12 protein-coding genes are annotated in these 15,833 nt (G+C 45.6%); 5 read left to right on the top strand and 7 right to left on the bottom strand.

The genetic code is table 11. The features are described from left to right. Positions 1-98: 98 nt before the first annotated feature. The 3 genes from MHI32_RS09105 (at position 99) to MHI32_RS09115 (ending at position 3,776) form a co-directional block, all read left to right on the top strand. Positions 99-2,180, top strand: coding sequence for a glycoside hydrolase family 36 protein (locus MHI32_RS09105; protein WP_340012705.1), 2,082 nt, complete (start codon positions 99-101; stop codon positions 2,178-2,180). Positions 2,181-2,370: 190 nt separating this feature from the next. After that, on the top strand, positions 2,371-3,012 hold the full coding sequence (locus MHI32_RS09110) for a DUF6033 family protein (protein ID WP_076278566.1): 642 nt from the start codon (positions 2,371-2,373) through the stop codon (positions 3,010-3,012). 506 nt (positions 3,013-3,518) lie between these two features. Then, on the top strand, positions 3,519-3,776 hold the full coding sequence (locus tag MHI32_RS09115) for an AbrB/MazE/SpoVT family DNA-binding domain-containing protein (protein WP_036684015.1): 258 nt from the start codon (positions 3,519-3,521) through the stop codon (positions 3,774-3,776). A gap of 104 nt (positions 3,777-3,880) precedes the next feature. Here MHI32_RS09115 and MHI32_RS09120 read toward each other — a convergent pair whose 3' ends face one another. Both MHI32_RS09120 and MHI32_RS09125 read right to left on the bottom strand, forming a co-directional pair. After that, the gene (locus tag MHI32_RS09120) at positions 3,881-4,390 is read right to left on the bottom strand and encodes a PadR family transcriptional regulator (protein ID WP_036684013.1); all 510 of its coding nucleotides are present in this window, start codon (positions 4,388-4,390) and stop codon (positions 3,881-3,883) included. Between the two features lie 96 nt (positions 4,391-4,486). Next, positions 4,487-5,650, bottom strand: a complete 1,164-nt coding sequence (locus MHI32_RS09125) for an ABC transporter permease (RefSeq protein WP_076124849.1) — start codon at positions 5,648-5,650, stop codon at positions 4,487-4,489. Between the two features lie 193 nt (positions 5,651-5,843). Here MHI32_RS09125 and MHI32_RS09130 point away from each other — a divergent pair, with 193 nt between their 5' ends. Then, positions 5,844-6,569, top strand: coding sequence for an HAD hydrolase-like protein (locus MHI32_RS09130; RefSeq protein ID WP_076184256.1), 726 nt, complete (start codon positions 5,844-5,846; stop codon positions 6,567-6,569). 427 nt (positions 6,570-6,996) lie between these two features. Here the strand turns inward: MHI32_RS09130 and MHI32_RS09135 are convergent, their stop codons facing one another. From MHI32_RS09135 to MHI32_RS09155, 5 genes are all read right to left on the bottom strand, one after another. Next, the gene (locus MHI32_RS09135; protein ID WP_076308246.1) at positions 6,997-7,548 is read right to left on the bottom strand and encodes a glutathione peroxidase; all 552 of its coding nucleotides are present in this window, start codon (positions 7,546-7,548) and stop codon (positions 6,997-6,999) included. 390 nt (positions 7,549-7,938) lie between these two features. Beyond that, complete coding sequence (locus MHI32_RS09140; RefSeq protein WP_340012192.1) at positions 7,939-9,471, bottom strand: DUF3502 domain-containing protein; 1,533 nt, start codon at positions 9,469-9,471, stop codon at positions 7,939-7,941. A 141-nt stretch (positions 9,472-9,612) separates the two neighbouring features. After that, positions 9,613-10,497: a carbohydrate ABC transporter permease gene (locus MHI32_RS09145; RefSeq protein ID WP_340012193.1), complete on the bottom strand. Its 885-nt coding sequence runs from the start codon at positions 10,495-10,497 to the stop codon at positions 9,613-9,615. A 12-nt stretch (positions 10,498-10,509) separates the two neighbouring features. Next, a complete protein-coding gene (locus MHI32_RS09150) occupies positions 10,510-11,490 on the bottom strand; it encodes an ABC transporter permease subunit (protein WP_081383729.1) in 981 nt (326 codons plus the stop codon). A 321-nt stretch (positions 11,491-11,811) separates the two neighbouring features. Beyond that, the gene (locus MHI32_RS09155) at positions 11,812-14,055 is read right to left on the bottom strand and encodes a helix-turn-helix domain-containing protein (RefSeq protein WP_340012194.1); all 2,244 of its coding nucleotides are present in this window, start codon (positions 14,053-14,055) and stop codon (positions 11,812-11,814) included. A gap of 202 nt (positions 14,056-14,257) precedes the next feature. Between MHI32_RS09155 and MHI32_RS09160 the strand changes: the two genes are divergently transcribed. After that, positions 14,258-15,826, top strand: coding sequence for a glycoside hydrolase family 43 protein (locus tag MHI32_RS09160; RefSeq protein ID WP_340012195.1), 1,569 nt, complete (start codon positions 14,258-14,260; stop codon positions 15,824-15,826). The last annotated feature ends 7 nt before the right edge of the window (positions 15,827-15,833 follow it).

Raw genomic sequence — 15,833 nt, forward strand, 5'->3', positions numbered from 1 at the left:
AGATTCACTTACTGGAGAACCGTCCCTTTTTTATATGTTATATAATCATAAGAAGATACTGAGACAAAGTCAGGAGGTACATTATTGTGAATAGCAAAATGATTGAAATCATTGAAAATGGACTATATCTTACGATTGAAGTTACGGAAGATCAGGATGTTCGGCTATTGCATTTTGGAGCGGCACCTTTGGAAGTAGTCATAGCGGATAAGAACAAGCAAGGCTTCCGGCTGCTGGAGCTGCAATTATCGGGTGAAGACCGCGCCGAATATCACGGGCGCACACACCGAGCATCCTATCCGGGTCTTCGGATGGTATATGCGGGGCACAGCGATACAGTGAATGTGCTCGGACGTAAACTGGAGTTTAGCTTGGCTGATCCGATTTCGGGAATCCAGGCAGTGCAGCATTTTCAGTTCTACAAGGGTGTGCAAATCGTTCGAAGCTGGACAGTGCTAAAGAATGCTGGAGAAGCTGAGGTGGCAGTGGAATACATCTCCTCCTTTGCTCTTACAGGTGTAGACAAAGAGGGGGGCGGGGAGCGCAATGATAAGATTGAAGTAACCCTTGCTCACAGCGGATGGCAGAGTGAACTTCAGTGGCGTACCTACCGCCTGCCTGAGCTTGGGATGTATCATTTGGCAGACCGTGGCTCCAAACGAATTGCCGCAAGCAATACAGGCTCTTGGTCAGCAGCGGAACTTCTGCCGATGGCAGTTTTGCATAATAAGGAGAGCGGGACAAGCTTGTTCTGGCAGATTGAGCATAACGGCTCTTGGCATTGGGAGCTGACGGATCAATACGATCAGCTTACCCTGCTGGTCAGCGGACCTACAGAACATGATAACCATTGGTGGCTGAAGCTAGCTCCCGGTGAAGAGTTTACTTCAGTACCAGCAGCTGTAGGTGCAGTGCGGGGAGGATTTCAGGGCGCGGCAGAACAGCTTACGGTATATCGCCGGATGATCCGCAGACCTAATGAGGATAATGAGCTGCTGCGGATTATTTTTAATGACTATATGAATTGCCTATGGGGAAGCCCAACGACTGAGAAGCTACTGCCTTTAATTGATGCTGCCGCAGAAGTAGGTTGTGAATATTTCTGTATTGATGCTGGCTGGTATGCACCCGGAGAGTGGTGGGATGGCGTAGGCCAGTGGGAGCCTTCCAGCGAACGGTTTCCGGAAGGGATTAAATATGTGCTCGACTATATCCGCAGTAAAGGGATGATTCCCGGACTATGGCTTGAGCTGGAGGTTATGGGCATCAACAGCCCGAAGCTTGCGGAGACTGATGACAGCTGGTTTTTCATGCGGCATGGTAAAAGGGTTAAGGACCGTAGCCGCTATCAGCTAGATTACCGCAACCCGAAAGTCATTGATCATGCAAACGGTGTTATTGCGCGTCTGGTTGAGCAGTACGGTGTAGGATACATTAAAATGGATTACAACATCAATGCAGGCATTGGGACAGAAACGGATGCGGACAGCTTCGGAGATGGGCTGCTACAGCATAACCGCGCTTATCTGGCTTGGTTGGACAGCATCTTTGTTCGTTATCCGAACCTTGTAATCGAGAACTGTTCCAGCGGGGGAATGCGCATGGATTATGCGATGCTCAGCCGACACAGCATCCAGTCTACTAGCGACCAGGAGGATTATGTACAGTATGCGGCCATTGCCGCAGGTTCTCCGGCAGCGCTGACACCGGAGCAGTCCGCAGTTTGGTCTTATCCGCTGCGCGAGGGGGACGATGAGGAAGTCATCTTCAATATGGTTAATGCGTTGTTGCTTCGTGTACACCAGAGCGGTCATTTGGCGGAGCTTGAACCTCACCGCAGAAGTCTAGTTAAAGAAGCGCTGGATTATTACAAAACCATTCGCAGTGATATCCCACACGCCACGCCCTTCTGGCCACTCGGCCTGCCGGACAGTGAGGGCGAATGGGTCAGCCTTGGCCTGCGGCGCGGCGAACGACGGTATGTCGCGGTATGGCGGATTGCCGGAGAAGCTGCGAATGTCCAATTGCCGATGGTAGAGCTGAAGGGACTTGAACCAGCGATCGCCTGTGCCTATCCTCAGCAGCATAGCTCAACCTGGAAATGGGATAAATCGGCAGGGGTTTTGACGGTGGCGCTCCCACCAGGAAAAACAGCGAGATTGTTTGAGATTACTTCGTAAAGCTTGCGGCGGGCCTGCTCTCCTAGTATCTAATACTTGGGAGCGGGCTTCTTTGTATTTCAATTGGAGAAAACACTGTAAATACAAATTCAGGAATCCGATATATTAAATGGATGCTTCAACCGCCTAGATCGAACTAATACAATTTGCCGCATTCTACAGGAAAAAAGAAGAAGGGAGTTGGTTTAAGTTGTTGAATGTAGCTTCACTCAGTAGCCTGAATCGTGTGGAAACAACAAAAGTAAGCCCAAAAAATCAGAATTCAGAGATTTCTTTTCAAGATGTCTTATCGACAACCCATGCAGAAGCGGTTTTGACACATTTGGAAGAAAAATTCGACATTAAGATCAACGTGCAAGCTATACCCAAGAGCAAAGAAGCGGTAAAGGGTGTTTACTCCAATTGTGCAGGCAAAGGAAATGTAACCATTGCTCCAAATATACTGAATCAGTCGGCAACAGATCCACAACTGCAAAACAAAGTAGAAGCGATCATACAGGATCATTTTACTTCCAGTGCGAATGATAAACCCGGTGATGTCAGTGGTGTCGTTATACATCCGGATGGAACAGCTACATTTTGGGTGATTGGTGATTACTTGACACCTGCCGAGCGGGAAAAGATTCAAAAAGAAGTAGAGGCAGACAAAAAGAAGCGTGCAGACCAATTGGACTCGTTAAATAAAGTAAGCAGTAATGATCCCATATCACAATTTGGGTTACCCACAGAAATATCCAGTGGCAGCGAAGAAGAAGATAGCATGAATTTAAATAGTATCCGTCAAGCTAGTCTAGATTCAATGCTGCGAAAAAAAAACCTGTTAATTAAATGATTAAGAACTTTTTATCATAATTACCGCCTGGGTCAATGCGTTGGTGACCTCTTAGGCGGTTTTATTTTTTTTCACCAAAAGTCCACATTTAAGTTTGACTTACTAAACATCTGGGTAAATGACGGAGTAGCGTTCTTGCTAGTTTTCGACAATTTCCTACTTACTGTGATTGCGGATAAGCGGAGTGACAAGATTTACAAATAGATTAACGAAGGTATTTTAGGGTAGAATTGTCATCAAGTAGGGTTACATTCTGGGTGAATTTCGACATTCCAGAGAAGCCCCTATTTTTTTGTGTTCTGACATGGCTTCAAATCTTGGTGCTCAACAGATATCATACATTGTCGAAATTTTGTCGAATAATATCATATAATGTAGAAAAATAATTGACAGGAAATGAATAGAACTTTAGAATTAGGTAGTAGCGTAATCATTACTATCATATAGAAGCGTACATAGCTTTTAGCAAGAATGATTATAAATGTGACTTCAAGGGAGGATGTACGATGATGAAAGCAACAGGCATAGTAAGAAAAGTGGATGAATTGGGACGTATCGTAATTCCTATTGAACTGCGTAGAACAATGGGAATCGACATAAAAGACCCGCTCGAGATTTTTGTAGACGCTGAAAAGATTATCCTTAGAAAATATGAGCCAACTTGTATCTTCTCCGGAAGCTCAGAAAACCTGATCAATTTCAAAGGTAAAATGGTAAGCAAAGATGTTCTTGATGAACTTATTGCAAGCTTTGATAGAGCATAATCCATATACCACATATGATTTCAAAAAAAAGAACCAGTATTACAAGCACAAGATGTGCATGTAATACTGGTTCTTTTTTTATGGTGTACTTTCGAAAGCGGGTTTTATTTAGACTCTAGCACACTTTGGATTTTTTTGATAAAAGCATCATATTGTACGAGGCCTAGCTCCATGCACAACTTCTGGTAGGAAGATAACTTGTAATCTAGCTGGTTCAACTTCTGTTCCAGATCGTCGTACATTGCCTGCTTTTCTATCAATGCTTGCCGAAGCAGATTATCTATGTTCTCTTTGTCCGTCTTTTCCCCAAAATACAGGTGCATAAAAAAGTCAGAACGCAGAACATCTTTTTCGGCTGGTGATTGTAGATAAGCGTGGAACTGATCCAAGCCGGCAGAGGTAATGGTGAATACATTTTTGTCGGGTTTGCCTTCCTGTCGCACAGATTCTTTAGTGATCAGATTCAGCTTTTCCATCTTGCTTAGGGTAGGATAGATCGTGCCATAGCTGGCATCGAAGAAAAATGAGAAGTATTCCTCGAAATGTCGTTTTATCTCGTAACCAGAATGAGGTTTTTCGCTTAAAATCCCCAGAATAACATCTTGTATGTTCATAAATCATTGCCGCTCCTTTCTTTCACTTCCTACCATATCACAACTGCATATCGCTCTCAATTTGAAATGGCATAGCCGGAGTGGCAAACTGTATAATTACGCATTTACTGGCACGGGCTCTTGTTCTCGTGAGATCCGAGTTTCTTTACGGAGGAAAGTGACAAGTACGCTTAATACAGCAATTGTTGCCCCAATACAGAGTAAATAGAACATATCCTTCCATACCCCGTTACCCCCGATAACCAGGTCGAGCATACCATTAACTGCATAGTAAGCGGGCGAAAAGGGACCGATCCAGTTATAAAAAGGTGAAAGCACATCGCGTGGAATAGTTGCTCCGGACGCTAACATTTGCATGGAGAGAAGCGCAATATTTAGCCAGCCGCCAGCATCCCCGAGGAGCAGCAGACTAAACTGAGCAAGGATCATACAGGAGAGAATTACCGTGAACTCGAACAGCCACATAAGCAGAAAGCCACGATTAGAGTGGATACCGAGTGAGTTAACCATGATAGTTCCCACTAGTGAGATAAGCACAGCCGTTCCACCCATTATGACAAATCGGGCTGCAAAGCGATTCCATTTACTGAATTGTCCAGACAAGTTGGAGGAAGCTTTATGGAGATTCATCGCGAGTAACATAGCACCGGTAAATGAGGCGGTAACGATCATTAAGGGTACCATAGTTTGTGCAAAATTAGTTGTAGGGTTAATGATTTCGACGTTGGCGGAAATGCGGCTGCTTGCAGCACTTTTGATGATCTCCGCTTGTGCCTGCGGCAGATTCATAGCATCCAAGGTGTGGCTTAGTGCTGAATTACTGCTTTGAGTGTTCATTGCAGCCGTGACTTTAAGTGCTACCGACTGCATCACATTGCTGACCATCTGCGGATTAGATTCATTTAAGAAGTAGTGGAGTTCAGTCTTTGCAGATGGATTACTGATCTGTCCAGTGAACCCTTGGGGAATATTGATAATCATGCGGATTTCTCTATGCTCAAGTGCTTCTTTTGCATTTTCTAGTTGGAGATCCTGTCTGGTTACGAACTGAAGTGATCCTGCAATCCCATCGACTATAGGCTGGGCATTTGTACCATCCTCATTAACAATAGCAATGGGCAGCTGATCTACCCGATCCGTTACATGATCGTACCCTGTAATCCAAATTAAGCTGAAAAAAACTTGGAACAACAGTGCAGTTATAATTCCAATGATGGTAGCAGGCTGCTTGAGGAAGCGCATGATTAATTGATTTGACATGGTTATTTCTCCTTTATATTTCAAGTTGTAATATTACAGATTGAAATATAGCATAACGAAATATAAACTGCAACAGAAAAAGTTAAGAGCATGGACATTACAAAGCGATTTCATATATCATAGGGCTTGTACTGGAAATATCGCACAGATGAATGTCTTACCTGAAGCAGAACAGAATGGGGAGGAACAACAGATGAGTAACGAAGTACATGGAACGGAACAAAACGTGGTTCATGCGAAACTGAACAAGCCAGAAGCGATTGTATTTGATATGGATGGAACATTGTTCCAGACTGAAAGTCTTTTATTGCCTGCATATCATAAAATGTTCGATATTTTGCGGGAAGAGGGACTATACGTAGGACCTACACCACCAGAAGAACGTATTCTAGGCTGCTTAGGGATGTTGCTGGCAGACATTTGGAAGAATGTTATGCCTGAAGCAGATGAAGCCGTGCACCGCCGGGCGGATGAATTGCTCCTGCAGCTGGAGATTGAAGGGCTTGAAGCCGGAGGCACACTACTGTATCCACAGGTGGTTGAGACACTGACAGCGCTTAAAGAGCGCGGAGTGAAGCTGTTTGTGGCTAGCAACGGGCTGGAGGATTACATTCATAGCATCGTTGTGGTGCATGAGCTTAAGGCGTTGTTCGAAGGCTTGTATAGTGCGGGAGGTCAAGGCACTGCGACTAAGACCGAGCTGCTACGTATTCTTTTGGATAATCATGGTATCAGCAGTGCCTGGATGGTTGGGGATCGTTCTTCTGATGTTCAGGCAGGTAAAGGAAATGGCCAGACCGTAATCGGCTGCGCCTATGCAGGCTTCGGACGTCAGGATGAGCTGAAGGGCTCTGATGTCATTATTACCTCCTTCGACGAATTGGTTGACTTATACGATAACGCAGCGATTAGTGAATAAGAACTTACGATGGGGAGTTTGCTTAGCTTACAAGCAAGCGCTTGATCACATAAGAGACAACCTTCTTGAAGAAGGTTGTCTTTTTATTGAAGTCAAAAAGATGGTGCTTCAGTTGAAAGAAATCGGTATCGTCGTCAGGCAGCAAAGATATATACATAAATAAAGGGAGTAATCCGATAAAACATGTTTTTAGTTATAGGTATAGTCTTTTCTATTGGTGGAGGACAGGCAATTCTTTATGTACTACTGGTTATTGGCTTATATCTTATCTTATTAATACAATTTATTCTGACTTTATATTATTTAATCAAAGTAAGAAATGAAATTTAAATAACATAAAGGGTTCTAAATGTTTTGCGTGCCTAATATGTAAACCCTTTATGTTAAACTATCGTTCTCTGTGGGTTAAATTACCAATCGGATTCATTTACTTTAAAAGAAGTGATTCAATAAATGGCTCTATGTCAAAGGGTTCAGTCGTTGTTTCGTATCTACCGTATACATGACCGTTTCTATCGATTAAAAACTTTGAAAAATTCCACTTAACCCCATCTCCGGCATATATGTCCGGATACTTTTCCTGCAGAAAATCCTGCATCCATTTACCGCCTGATGTCTCAGTATCGAATCCTTGAAATGGTGCTTGCTGTGTTAGATATTGAAATAAAGGATGGGCAGACGGTCCCCTAACCTCAGCTTTCTCAAATAATGGAAACTTAACTCCAAAGTTGCTCTCACAATATTTATGTACTTCCGAGTTGCTTTCTGGCTCTTTCTCGTTGAATTGGTTACAAGGAAAACCAAGTATTTCAAACCCTTGCTCATGGTGAATTTCGTAAATTTTTTGGAGATCAGGTAATTGGCGAGAATAGCTGCACCTACTGGCAGTGTTCAGAATAAGCAGAACTTTCCCGCGATAAATGGACAATTCAACAGGCTCATCATGAATTGACTTTGCTTGAAAATCATAAATAGACATCAGACCATCCCTCCACGTTATTATTATAAATCACATAATAGCGCTATTGGCGTTTATTGGTCTAATATATAATAAGAATAATGTTTATAGTATTAAACTATAACGAGTATATCTCCAGTATAAAATGCCGCTTAAATTTTTATTTTTGCGCTTTTAACCAATGAGCAGTTTCCCTCTTATCCTTCAAGTTACTTTGAAAATAATTCTAAGAGTATCAGCAACGAAAATTCCCCAAACGTAATCATTTTGATTGAATTATCCTGCTCGCCGTCGTATTGATTCAAGGTTGGCCATTATACCGCTTTCATCACGGTGTTCGAAGGCCAAAAGAAGCGTGCTCCTTAATGGAGACACGCTTCTTGAGCTGTATGATAATTGCCGCGGCGGTGCTTACTGCTGCTTAGCGTACCATTCGGAAAATTGTTTCTGGTATTCAGCGATATATTTGTCTATTCCCGCTGCTTTTAGTCTGTCTAGCGCTTTGGGAAAGGCGGTGTCATAATCACTGAAGCCGCTGCCGATCGGAGCGAGGTATTCAGTGAATACACCGTTCAGCTTCGTTTCTTCATTCTTGACGGGTGTATTGTCAAAGTTGAAGCCGGCACCTTTGGAAATGATGGCTCCATCGTCCCAAGCTTTATATTCTGCAATAAACTCGTCCGGTACCGTGTTGTCGAAACGCATGAAGTTTTTGTTCATCAGCAGCCAGTCAGGAATCAGCGAATCAGTGGTTATTTTGGTCAAACGCCCTTTTTCATCCAGCGTATAGTCAGTTCCTTCTATCCCGTAGGCGAACAAGTCGTACAGCTCCTGGTTTTTTTGCAGCAGATTGAAGAACATAATATAACGTTCAGGGTCTTTAGCTGCGGTGGAGACAAAAAAGGCGGTGCTGTAAGTGCCGCGGCTGATTTTTGGACGGCCGCTGCCGAGGAAATAGTTGACCAGTTTGGCATCAGGCACTGCTTGTGAGATGGTTGCCGCACCTTCGAATGGGCGTGCTGCTGTTCCGGCCCAGAACATCGCTTTTCCGGAGTTCCAGTCAGACTGCAGCTGTGGGACATTGGTGGCGGCATATTTTGGAATGATTCCTTTTTCATACCAGCCGTGCATAAGGTTCGCATAACTCTTGAACTCTTCGGTTTCAAACCAGCTAATAATTTGATCATCCTTCACAGACTCATCCAGGGCAATAAAATCATTTTGCCAATAGAGGTTTTTGTCCGTGTAATCATATTGTAGGAGTCTGCGTGCATCGGTGTTAGCGTACCCGATCAGTTCGGGATGAATGGCATGGACCTTATCATAGAACTGCTCTAGTTCTCCCAGTGAAGTGACCTGTGTCATGCCGGCTTCTTCAAGCAAATCCTGTCTAACTAGCGCACTGTAGAATTCCGCAGAATTCGGTTTGTTGCCGACGGGGATCGCATACTGCTTGCCTTCCAGCTGAAAGGCTTTGAAGGAGGCCTCGTCCACATTTTTACTCAAATCAGCGGCTGCATCGGCATACGGAGTGAGGTCGGCATAAAGCCCCTTTGCCACAGATTTTACCATGTAATTGGCATCTGTATAAGTTGCGAAGTCTTCTCCCGTAGACAGCATTAAATCAGTTTTACCGCCGCCATATTCGGTCCAAGGAAGAAACTGAAATTCAACCTCAGCATTGATTTCTTTCTTAATAGTGTCGTAGAACGATGTCTTCGCTAGTTCCTTCATCCGGTTGGACTCATCCCCGTACAGCACAATTTTCAATTTGGCAGGAGCCAAGGCGCTGCCGTCTTTACTACCGCTATCCGTAGAGGAAGAGGTACCTTCATTTCCAGTTCCAGAACTAGGGGGAGCGCTTTCATTGTTGCCCTGAGCACAGCCACTTACCAAGAACACCGCAGCGAGGAGCAAACTTAACCAACCTTTTTTCTTTTTCATGATGAACCCTCCTGAAATAGAATCATAATGTTTGAGGCATCTATTGCAAAGGCCGTGCTCCCTTAAGTCCCATTGTACATCAAGAAGTAGGGGAGCATAAACCCGGTGCAACCGAACATAATATGGCATCCTTGCTGGAAATTAGCCTTTGACTGAACCTACGATAATGCCTTTGACAAAAAAGCGCTGGAGAAAAGGATATAATATGGCGATTGGCAAAACGGTCAGACAGGTCATTGCCATTTTGGCTGTCTCCAGTGGCGGTGCGATGATAGCTCCACCAACTTGAGCAGCATTGCCGGAAGCCAGGAACTGAATGTTCGCCATCATGTTGTACATCAAATATTGGATCGTATAGAGATCCTGATCGGATACCAGCATTAGTGGCAAATAGAAGTCATTCCAGAATTGCAGTGCGTAAAAGAGCGAGATGGTGACCAGTCCGACACGGCCCAGCGGAATCATAATGCTGAAGAAGATCCGCAGATGTCCGGCACCATCGATTTGCGCAGATTCCACGATTTCATGCGGGATGCTGCGGAAATAGTTAGCCATGAGAAACATCAGAAAGACGCTTAGCACATAAGGGATGAACAGGCCGATGAGCGTATCGCCCAAATGATAATATTTGGTGCTAAGCAGATACCATGGCAGCGTTCCTCCGCTGAACAGCATTGTAAAATAGGCGAAGAAGGCGAAGAAATTTTTGAGCCGGAAGCTTTTAACGGAAATGACATAAGCGTAAGCGGTGGTCACCAATACGGCCGACACGGTACCCAGCACCGTAACGATCACCGACATGGAATACGCCCGCAGAATCTGCTGTGTCTTCGAGCCAAACAGGAATTCATAGGTTTCAAAGGTAAAGCCTCTGGGCCAGAACGAATAGCCTTCCGCGGCGATTCTGGATTCGGTAGATAATGAGCCGGATACTGCCAGAATAAACGGCGCTAGACAGATTACGGAAAATACGGCAATACAGATGTAAAAGAAAATGAGCAGGCCTTTGTTTTCGGTAGTTTGCATCTTATCAGTCTCCTAAAATAGTTTGCTGTCTTTGTCATACCAGCCGGCTAATTTGTTGGCCACCAGCACCAGAATGAAACCAAAGACGGATTGATAGAGCGTGATGGCTGAAGCAAAGCCGAATTCTCCGGAACGGATGGCTGTGCGGTATACATACACATCGATAATGTCGGTAGTCGGCAGAAGCAACGGATTCAGGAACGTTACCCCCATAATCATACTGAGATCGCCTTTCAGCATGCCCCCGATGCCCAGCAGCGTCATCAGAATGATCGACGGAATCAGCATGGGCACCGTAATTTTGGTGATAATCTGCCATCTGGAGGCACCATCGATTCTTGCAGCTTCATAATAGGAAGTGTCGATGCCTTGCAGCACCGCATAATAGATGATGGCGCCGTAACCAGCGCTTTTCCAGATATTCGCTAGCACGAGAATGATTACGAATAGCCAAGGGCTGGAATACCAGTCAACCTGGGAGAAGCCGAATGTCTGGAGCAACTGGTTCATAATGCCTTTGTCGTAATCCAGCAGGGAGAACAGAATGGCTCCGATAATAATCCAGGAAATAAAATACGGGAAAAACATGACGCTCTGCGTGATTTTGATAAACCATTTGCTGCGCAGCTCATTTAGAATAATGGCGATGGCCACTGAAAAAAACGTGCCGGTTAGCATATACAGCGCATTTAACATCACCGTGTTACGTGTAGCCCTAAGAGAATCTTCCATACTAGAGAAGAAAAACTCGAAATTAGAGAAGCCGGCCCACGGGCTGCCGAAGATTCCGTCGTTGAAGTTGTAATTTTTAAAGACGAGAATCAGACCACTCATCGGCAGATAAGCAAAAAGAATTAGAATGATGATTCCCGGAAGAGCGAGCAAATAAAGCGAGCTGTCCTTCCTTAGGGATTTACGGAAGCTCTTGGCTTTGGCCGTCCTGATTCCCGGACTTGGCATTCCTTGTGTCTCCGATGTAGCTTCTTGCATCATTAACAGTCCACTCCTTTATACTAGCGTTGTCATTTCCGTCCCTTGTTTTAGGAGAACGCTTTACATGAAAATCATAAATCCACCCGGAATGTAAACGCTATCATAATAAACGGAAAAAAGTTAAAAAAAGCGGAAAAGGGCAGCTTAAAAAAACGAAAAAGACAGAACTTTTTTGTTTTTAGGGTGCTCAAAAGCCTGATTTAAAGGGGGATTTCATAGTATAGGCCGGCGCGAGGGTTATTCATTGAAAGTCAAAAAGGGGATGTCTCCGGCTATGAAAATGCTGCCGGGACATCCCCTTTGTTCCTTACTTTTAGCGGGTCAATCAGTAAGATTCTGTTTCTGCAAAATATGATTCATTCTCCATTTAGAAGGTGTAACCCCATAACGCTTTTTGAACTGGGTTGTAAAATAGGTGCTGCTGTTGTAGCCCACTTTCTCGGCAATTTCCCGGATATCCAAGTCAAGCTCAGTGACTAATAACATCTGCGCCTGCTCCAGACGCAGCAGGTTAACGAAATCGGGAAAGCTGCAGTTTACTTCGTCGGCAATAAGTCTACTGAGATAAGCGGGACTTAGCGATAGCTTGTCAGCAAGGGCATTAAGGGAGAGCCTGGAGTCATCATAATGATCTCTGATATAACAAATGGCTTCACCAGCAATGCTCTTGGTCTGTACAGCGCTCATGCTGGCAATACGCTCGTGGGCGGTATAACAGCTGTCTACAATCCAATTCCATAGCTTGTCATAGCTTTGGATCTGCCAGATATGCTGGTAATTATCTAGAAAGCCGGAATGCTGGACGTCTGCATTAAGCTCAGCCGTGCGACTGAGTTCAAAGACCAGTCTCGATAAAGCGATGGTGGCAGGCTCGACGCGGTAACTGCAGGCTACTGCCAGCAATCTCTCCACTGCCTGCGGAATATGGTTCGAGAGTTCCGTCTGCTTAACGGCTTGCAGTACCGGTTCAAGGGCACTGTCGGGCATTGGGCTGCTGTTCAGGTGGATCGTATCATCGGCAAAGATGATGTTCTGCTGCACATGAAATTTAATATATTGCAGACTGTCCGCAGCCTCATTGTATTTAGCCCTCAGTAGGTTTAAATCATCCGTCAGCCCGCTGATTCCGAAGGCGCAGCAGGCTCCGGAAAGCTGTAGCTGAGCGGCGATTTCTTCCCATTTGCCGCGGTACAAAGCGTAATCGCCGAAGCTGCCGCTGTGAAGCTCGCTCAGAATAAGTACAGCAGTGCCTTGATGCGGGCGGAAGGATTGAATGGCTGCAAGTTCACAGAAGGCATGTTCAATCTGTTGTATGTTTTCCTCAAAAGTATGCCGGAAGTCGGAGTCTTCAGGTTGTTCGGGCTCCAGAGCGGTCAGCACGCATACACAATATGCTCCCCCAGAAGCGGCTATGCTCATCAGGGGTGTCCCGCTGTTCTCTGGTGTTCTCTGCGGGGAAAGCAGCCACCGCATCAAGGCGCTATCATCGCTTTCTTTTTTTAGCTGCTCCAGCTTAACGCCAATCTGTTCGAGCTCCTGGCTTACGGTATCGAAATCGCCACCGGTTTTCAGCGCTTCTTCATTGCCAGATAGATGAGCGATATTGCCGAAGAGCCGGCCGATTGGCTTATACATCCGCCGCGAGATCAGGTTGGCGGTTATAGATGCGGCGGCAATCAAGGCCAAGCACAGGCCAGTCATCAGATTACGGGCATTGGAGATATCACGGATGCTATCCTTGTAGGAAGTCTCCGACACAAACCACAGCTTGTCCGCTGCAGAATATACATAGGTAATCAGCTGTGGCTCTTCACCTCCCTTATAGACAAAAGAGCCTCTTTCTGAGGTGGAGGACACCACCTGCTTTAACATGCCCTCTTCCAGAGGGGTGTCAGATAATGCACTGTGCATGAGCACAGATGCTTTTCCGTCAAGCACAGCGTAACGGGTGGCTTCGCCTTCTTTTTGCGTAAACAGATTATTCTGCAGCTTTCCCAAATTGACGGTCAGTGCTACCGCACCATTATATTCGCTATCCGCAAACGCCCGATCATTATAAAACACGGTGAGCAGGGTAATGGGGGTACCGTTATTCAAGGTTGCCTCCCACAGAAACGGTGATTCAACAATGATGTTATCCCGCATTCTCGAGAATAGCTCCAGCTTGGATTCAGGGCTTAGCGGAAGGTTTTCGAACATGGCAACAGGCTCATCCACTCCCATGATGTAGGCGTTCTCCATATATTGGTTCACAACCAATGCTCCGCGGATTTGGCTTAAGGCACTGTACAACTGGTCGCTCCAGCTGGTATCGCCATTCATCATGAGCGCGTTGATGTTTGGATTCCTATAGAAGTCCATAGCGTAGTTCTGGACGATCTCTTCATAGTTTGTAAAAACGGTTTCAGTATTCACCAGTACATTTTGGTTCGCCTTGTTGACATTATCTATCGTAATATTCCGGTACCAATAAAAGATCACTACAGCCAGTACTAGAATACAGCAAACTGAAATCGCGGTTAGGCTCATAAAAAAGCGGGAGTACAATTTCTTTCTTTTTCCCAAGCTGCTCACCCCTTCAGGTAAATCCTATTACACCCATTCTAGAGGGAAAGGCCATTCGCTGACAAGGAGTGAAATATGGGCAATATAGCATGAAAGTATAAAAATGAAGAAATAGAACATAGAAAATACAAGAAAGTTAAACTTATACGAACTATAATTGGTGGTGCTTACATTTGAATTGTTTTGAGGAGGATTACTTTTAATGAGAACATTCCGCAATCCAGTGCTGCCGGGATTTTATCCTGACCCTTCCGCTATCCGTGTTGGTGAAGATTATTATCTTGTGACTTCAAGCTTTGAATTTTTCCCAGGCGTTCCTATCTTCCACAGCAAGGATCTGGTCAATTGGCGACAGCTTGGCCATGTACTGGACCGCCCGTCCCAGCTCAATCTGGATCACTCGATTCCCTCCATGGGTATTTGGGCACCGACGCTCCGCTATCATGAGGGAGTTTTCTATATGATTACCACTTTTATTGACAATGACAAGAACCAGCATAATTTTTATGTAACAACAACCGATCCGGCCGGAGACTGGTCTGACCCTGTATGGCTGGAGGATGCACCCGGTATTGACTCCTCTTTGTTCTTCGATGAAGACGGCAAGGTGTATTATACCGGCAACCGTGTTCCGCCGGAAGGGCAGGATTATCCGAAGCATATGGATATCTGGCTGCAGGAGATTGATCTCAGCCAAGGGAAGCTAATCGGTCCGAAGCATAGTATTTGGCAAGGCGCACTCAAGGTAGCTCATGCGCAAGAGGGACCGCATATTTATAAGATCGGCGCTTGGTATTACGTGCTGATTGCCGAGGGCGGAACCGGGCATACTCATGCGATTACGATTGCCAGAAGCAAGAGTGTGACCGGTCCTTATGAGGGCCATAAAGCCAATCCGATTCTGACGCATCGCCATCTTGGCAGAGCGTATCCTATTGTTAATGTGGGTCATGGAGAGCTAGTGGAGACTCAGCATGGTGACTGGTGGATGTTCTGCTTGGCTTCACGAACCAGCGGTGGTTATTACCGCAATCTGGGACGTGAAACCTTCCTGACACCGGTAATCTGGGAGAATGAATGGCCTGTGGTCAATCCTGGCAAAGGAGTGCTGGAATTTGAGACGGAGGCTCCGGATTTGCCAGAGACAAAATGGCCGGAATTGCCTGCGCGCGATGAGTTTATAGGTAATGAGCTGGCACCGATCTGGAATTTCCTGCGGACACCGCGGGGTGAATTCTGGAGTCTTACCGACAAGTCTGGAGTTCTGCGGCTTCGCCTGAAGCCAGAACGGCTCTCGGAGATTGCCAATCCATCTTATATCGGTAGACGCCAGCAGCATTTGAGCTTCAGAGCGGCGACTGACATGACGTTTAGTCCCGCTGCAGAAGGGGAAGTAGCTGGTCTTGTTCTCCTCCAAAATGCGGATCACCACTTCCGTTATGAACTGGGGCTAGAGGCAGGCGAACGTGTATTACAGCTGATTCATCGGATGGGTGGCAGCGAGCAGCTGCTGGCGTCAGTGCCATATCTACAGGATCAGGTACAACTTAAGGTGGAAGCCAGAGGACAAGAGTATAGCTTCTATTACAGAGCTTCTGAAGCCGCCAAGTGGACAGCCTTCTGTGAACGGACGGATGGCAGAGTGCTCAGCACCGATCTGGCCGGAGGATTCACAGGAGCATACCTCGGGATGTACACAAGCTCTCAAGGTGCAAAGAGCGAAAGCTATGCCGATTTCGACTGGTTTAGCTATGAAGGACTTGAGTATTAGGAGGAGG

The organism is Paenibacillus sp. FSL H7-0690 (assembly GCF_037980415.1).
Lineage (GTDB): Bacteria > Bacillota > Bacilli > Paenibacillales > Paenibacillaceae > Paenibacillus_AQ > Paenibacillus_AQ odorifer.

Excerpts from the sequence above, each read along its gene's own strand:
- MHI32_RS09105 (WP_340012705.1), top strand. The coding sequence starts at position 99 with ATGATTGAAATCATTGAAAATGGACTATATCTTACGATTGAAGTTACG.
- MHI32_RS09115 (WP_036684015.1), top strand. The coding sequence starts at position 3,519 with ATGATGAAAGCAACAGGCATAGTAAGAAAAGTGGATGAATTGGGACGT.
- MHI32_RS09120 (WP_036684013.1), bottom strand. The coding sequence starts at position 4,390 with ATGAACATACAAGATGTTATTCTGGGGATTTTAAGCGAAAAACCTCAT.
- MHI32_RS09125 (WP_076124849.1), bottom strand. The coding sequence starts at position 5,650 with ATGTCAAATCAATTAATCATGCGCTTCCTCAAGCAGCCTGCTACCATC.
- MHI32_RS09130 (WP_076184256.1), top strand. The coding sequence starts at position 5,844 with ATGAGTAACGAAGTACATGGAACGGAACAAAACGTGGTTCATGCGAAA.
- MHI32_RS09135 (WP_076308246.1), bottom strand. The coding sequence starts at position 7,548 with ATGTCTATTTATGATTTTCAAGCAAAGTCAATTCATGATGAGCCTGTT.
- MHI32_RS09140 (WP_340012192.1), bottom strand. The coding sequence starts at position 9,471 with ATGAAAAAGAAAAAAGGTTGGTTAAGTTTGCTCCTCGCTGCGGTGTTC.
- MHI32_RS09145 (WP_340012193.1), bottom strand. The coding sequence starts at position 10,497 with ATGCAAACTACCGAAAACAAAGGCCTGCTCATTTTCTTTTACATCTGT.
- MHI32_RS09150 (WP_081383729.1), bottom strand. The coding sequence starts at position 11,490 with ATGATGCAAGAAGCTACATCGGAGACACAAGGAATGCCAAGTCCGGGA.
- MHI32_RS09160 (WP_340012195.1), top strand. The coding sequence starts at position 14,258 with ATGAGAACATTCCGCAATCCAGTGCTGCCGGGATTTTATCCTGACCCT.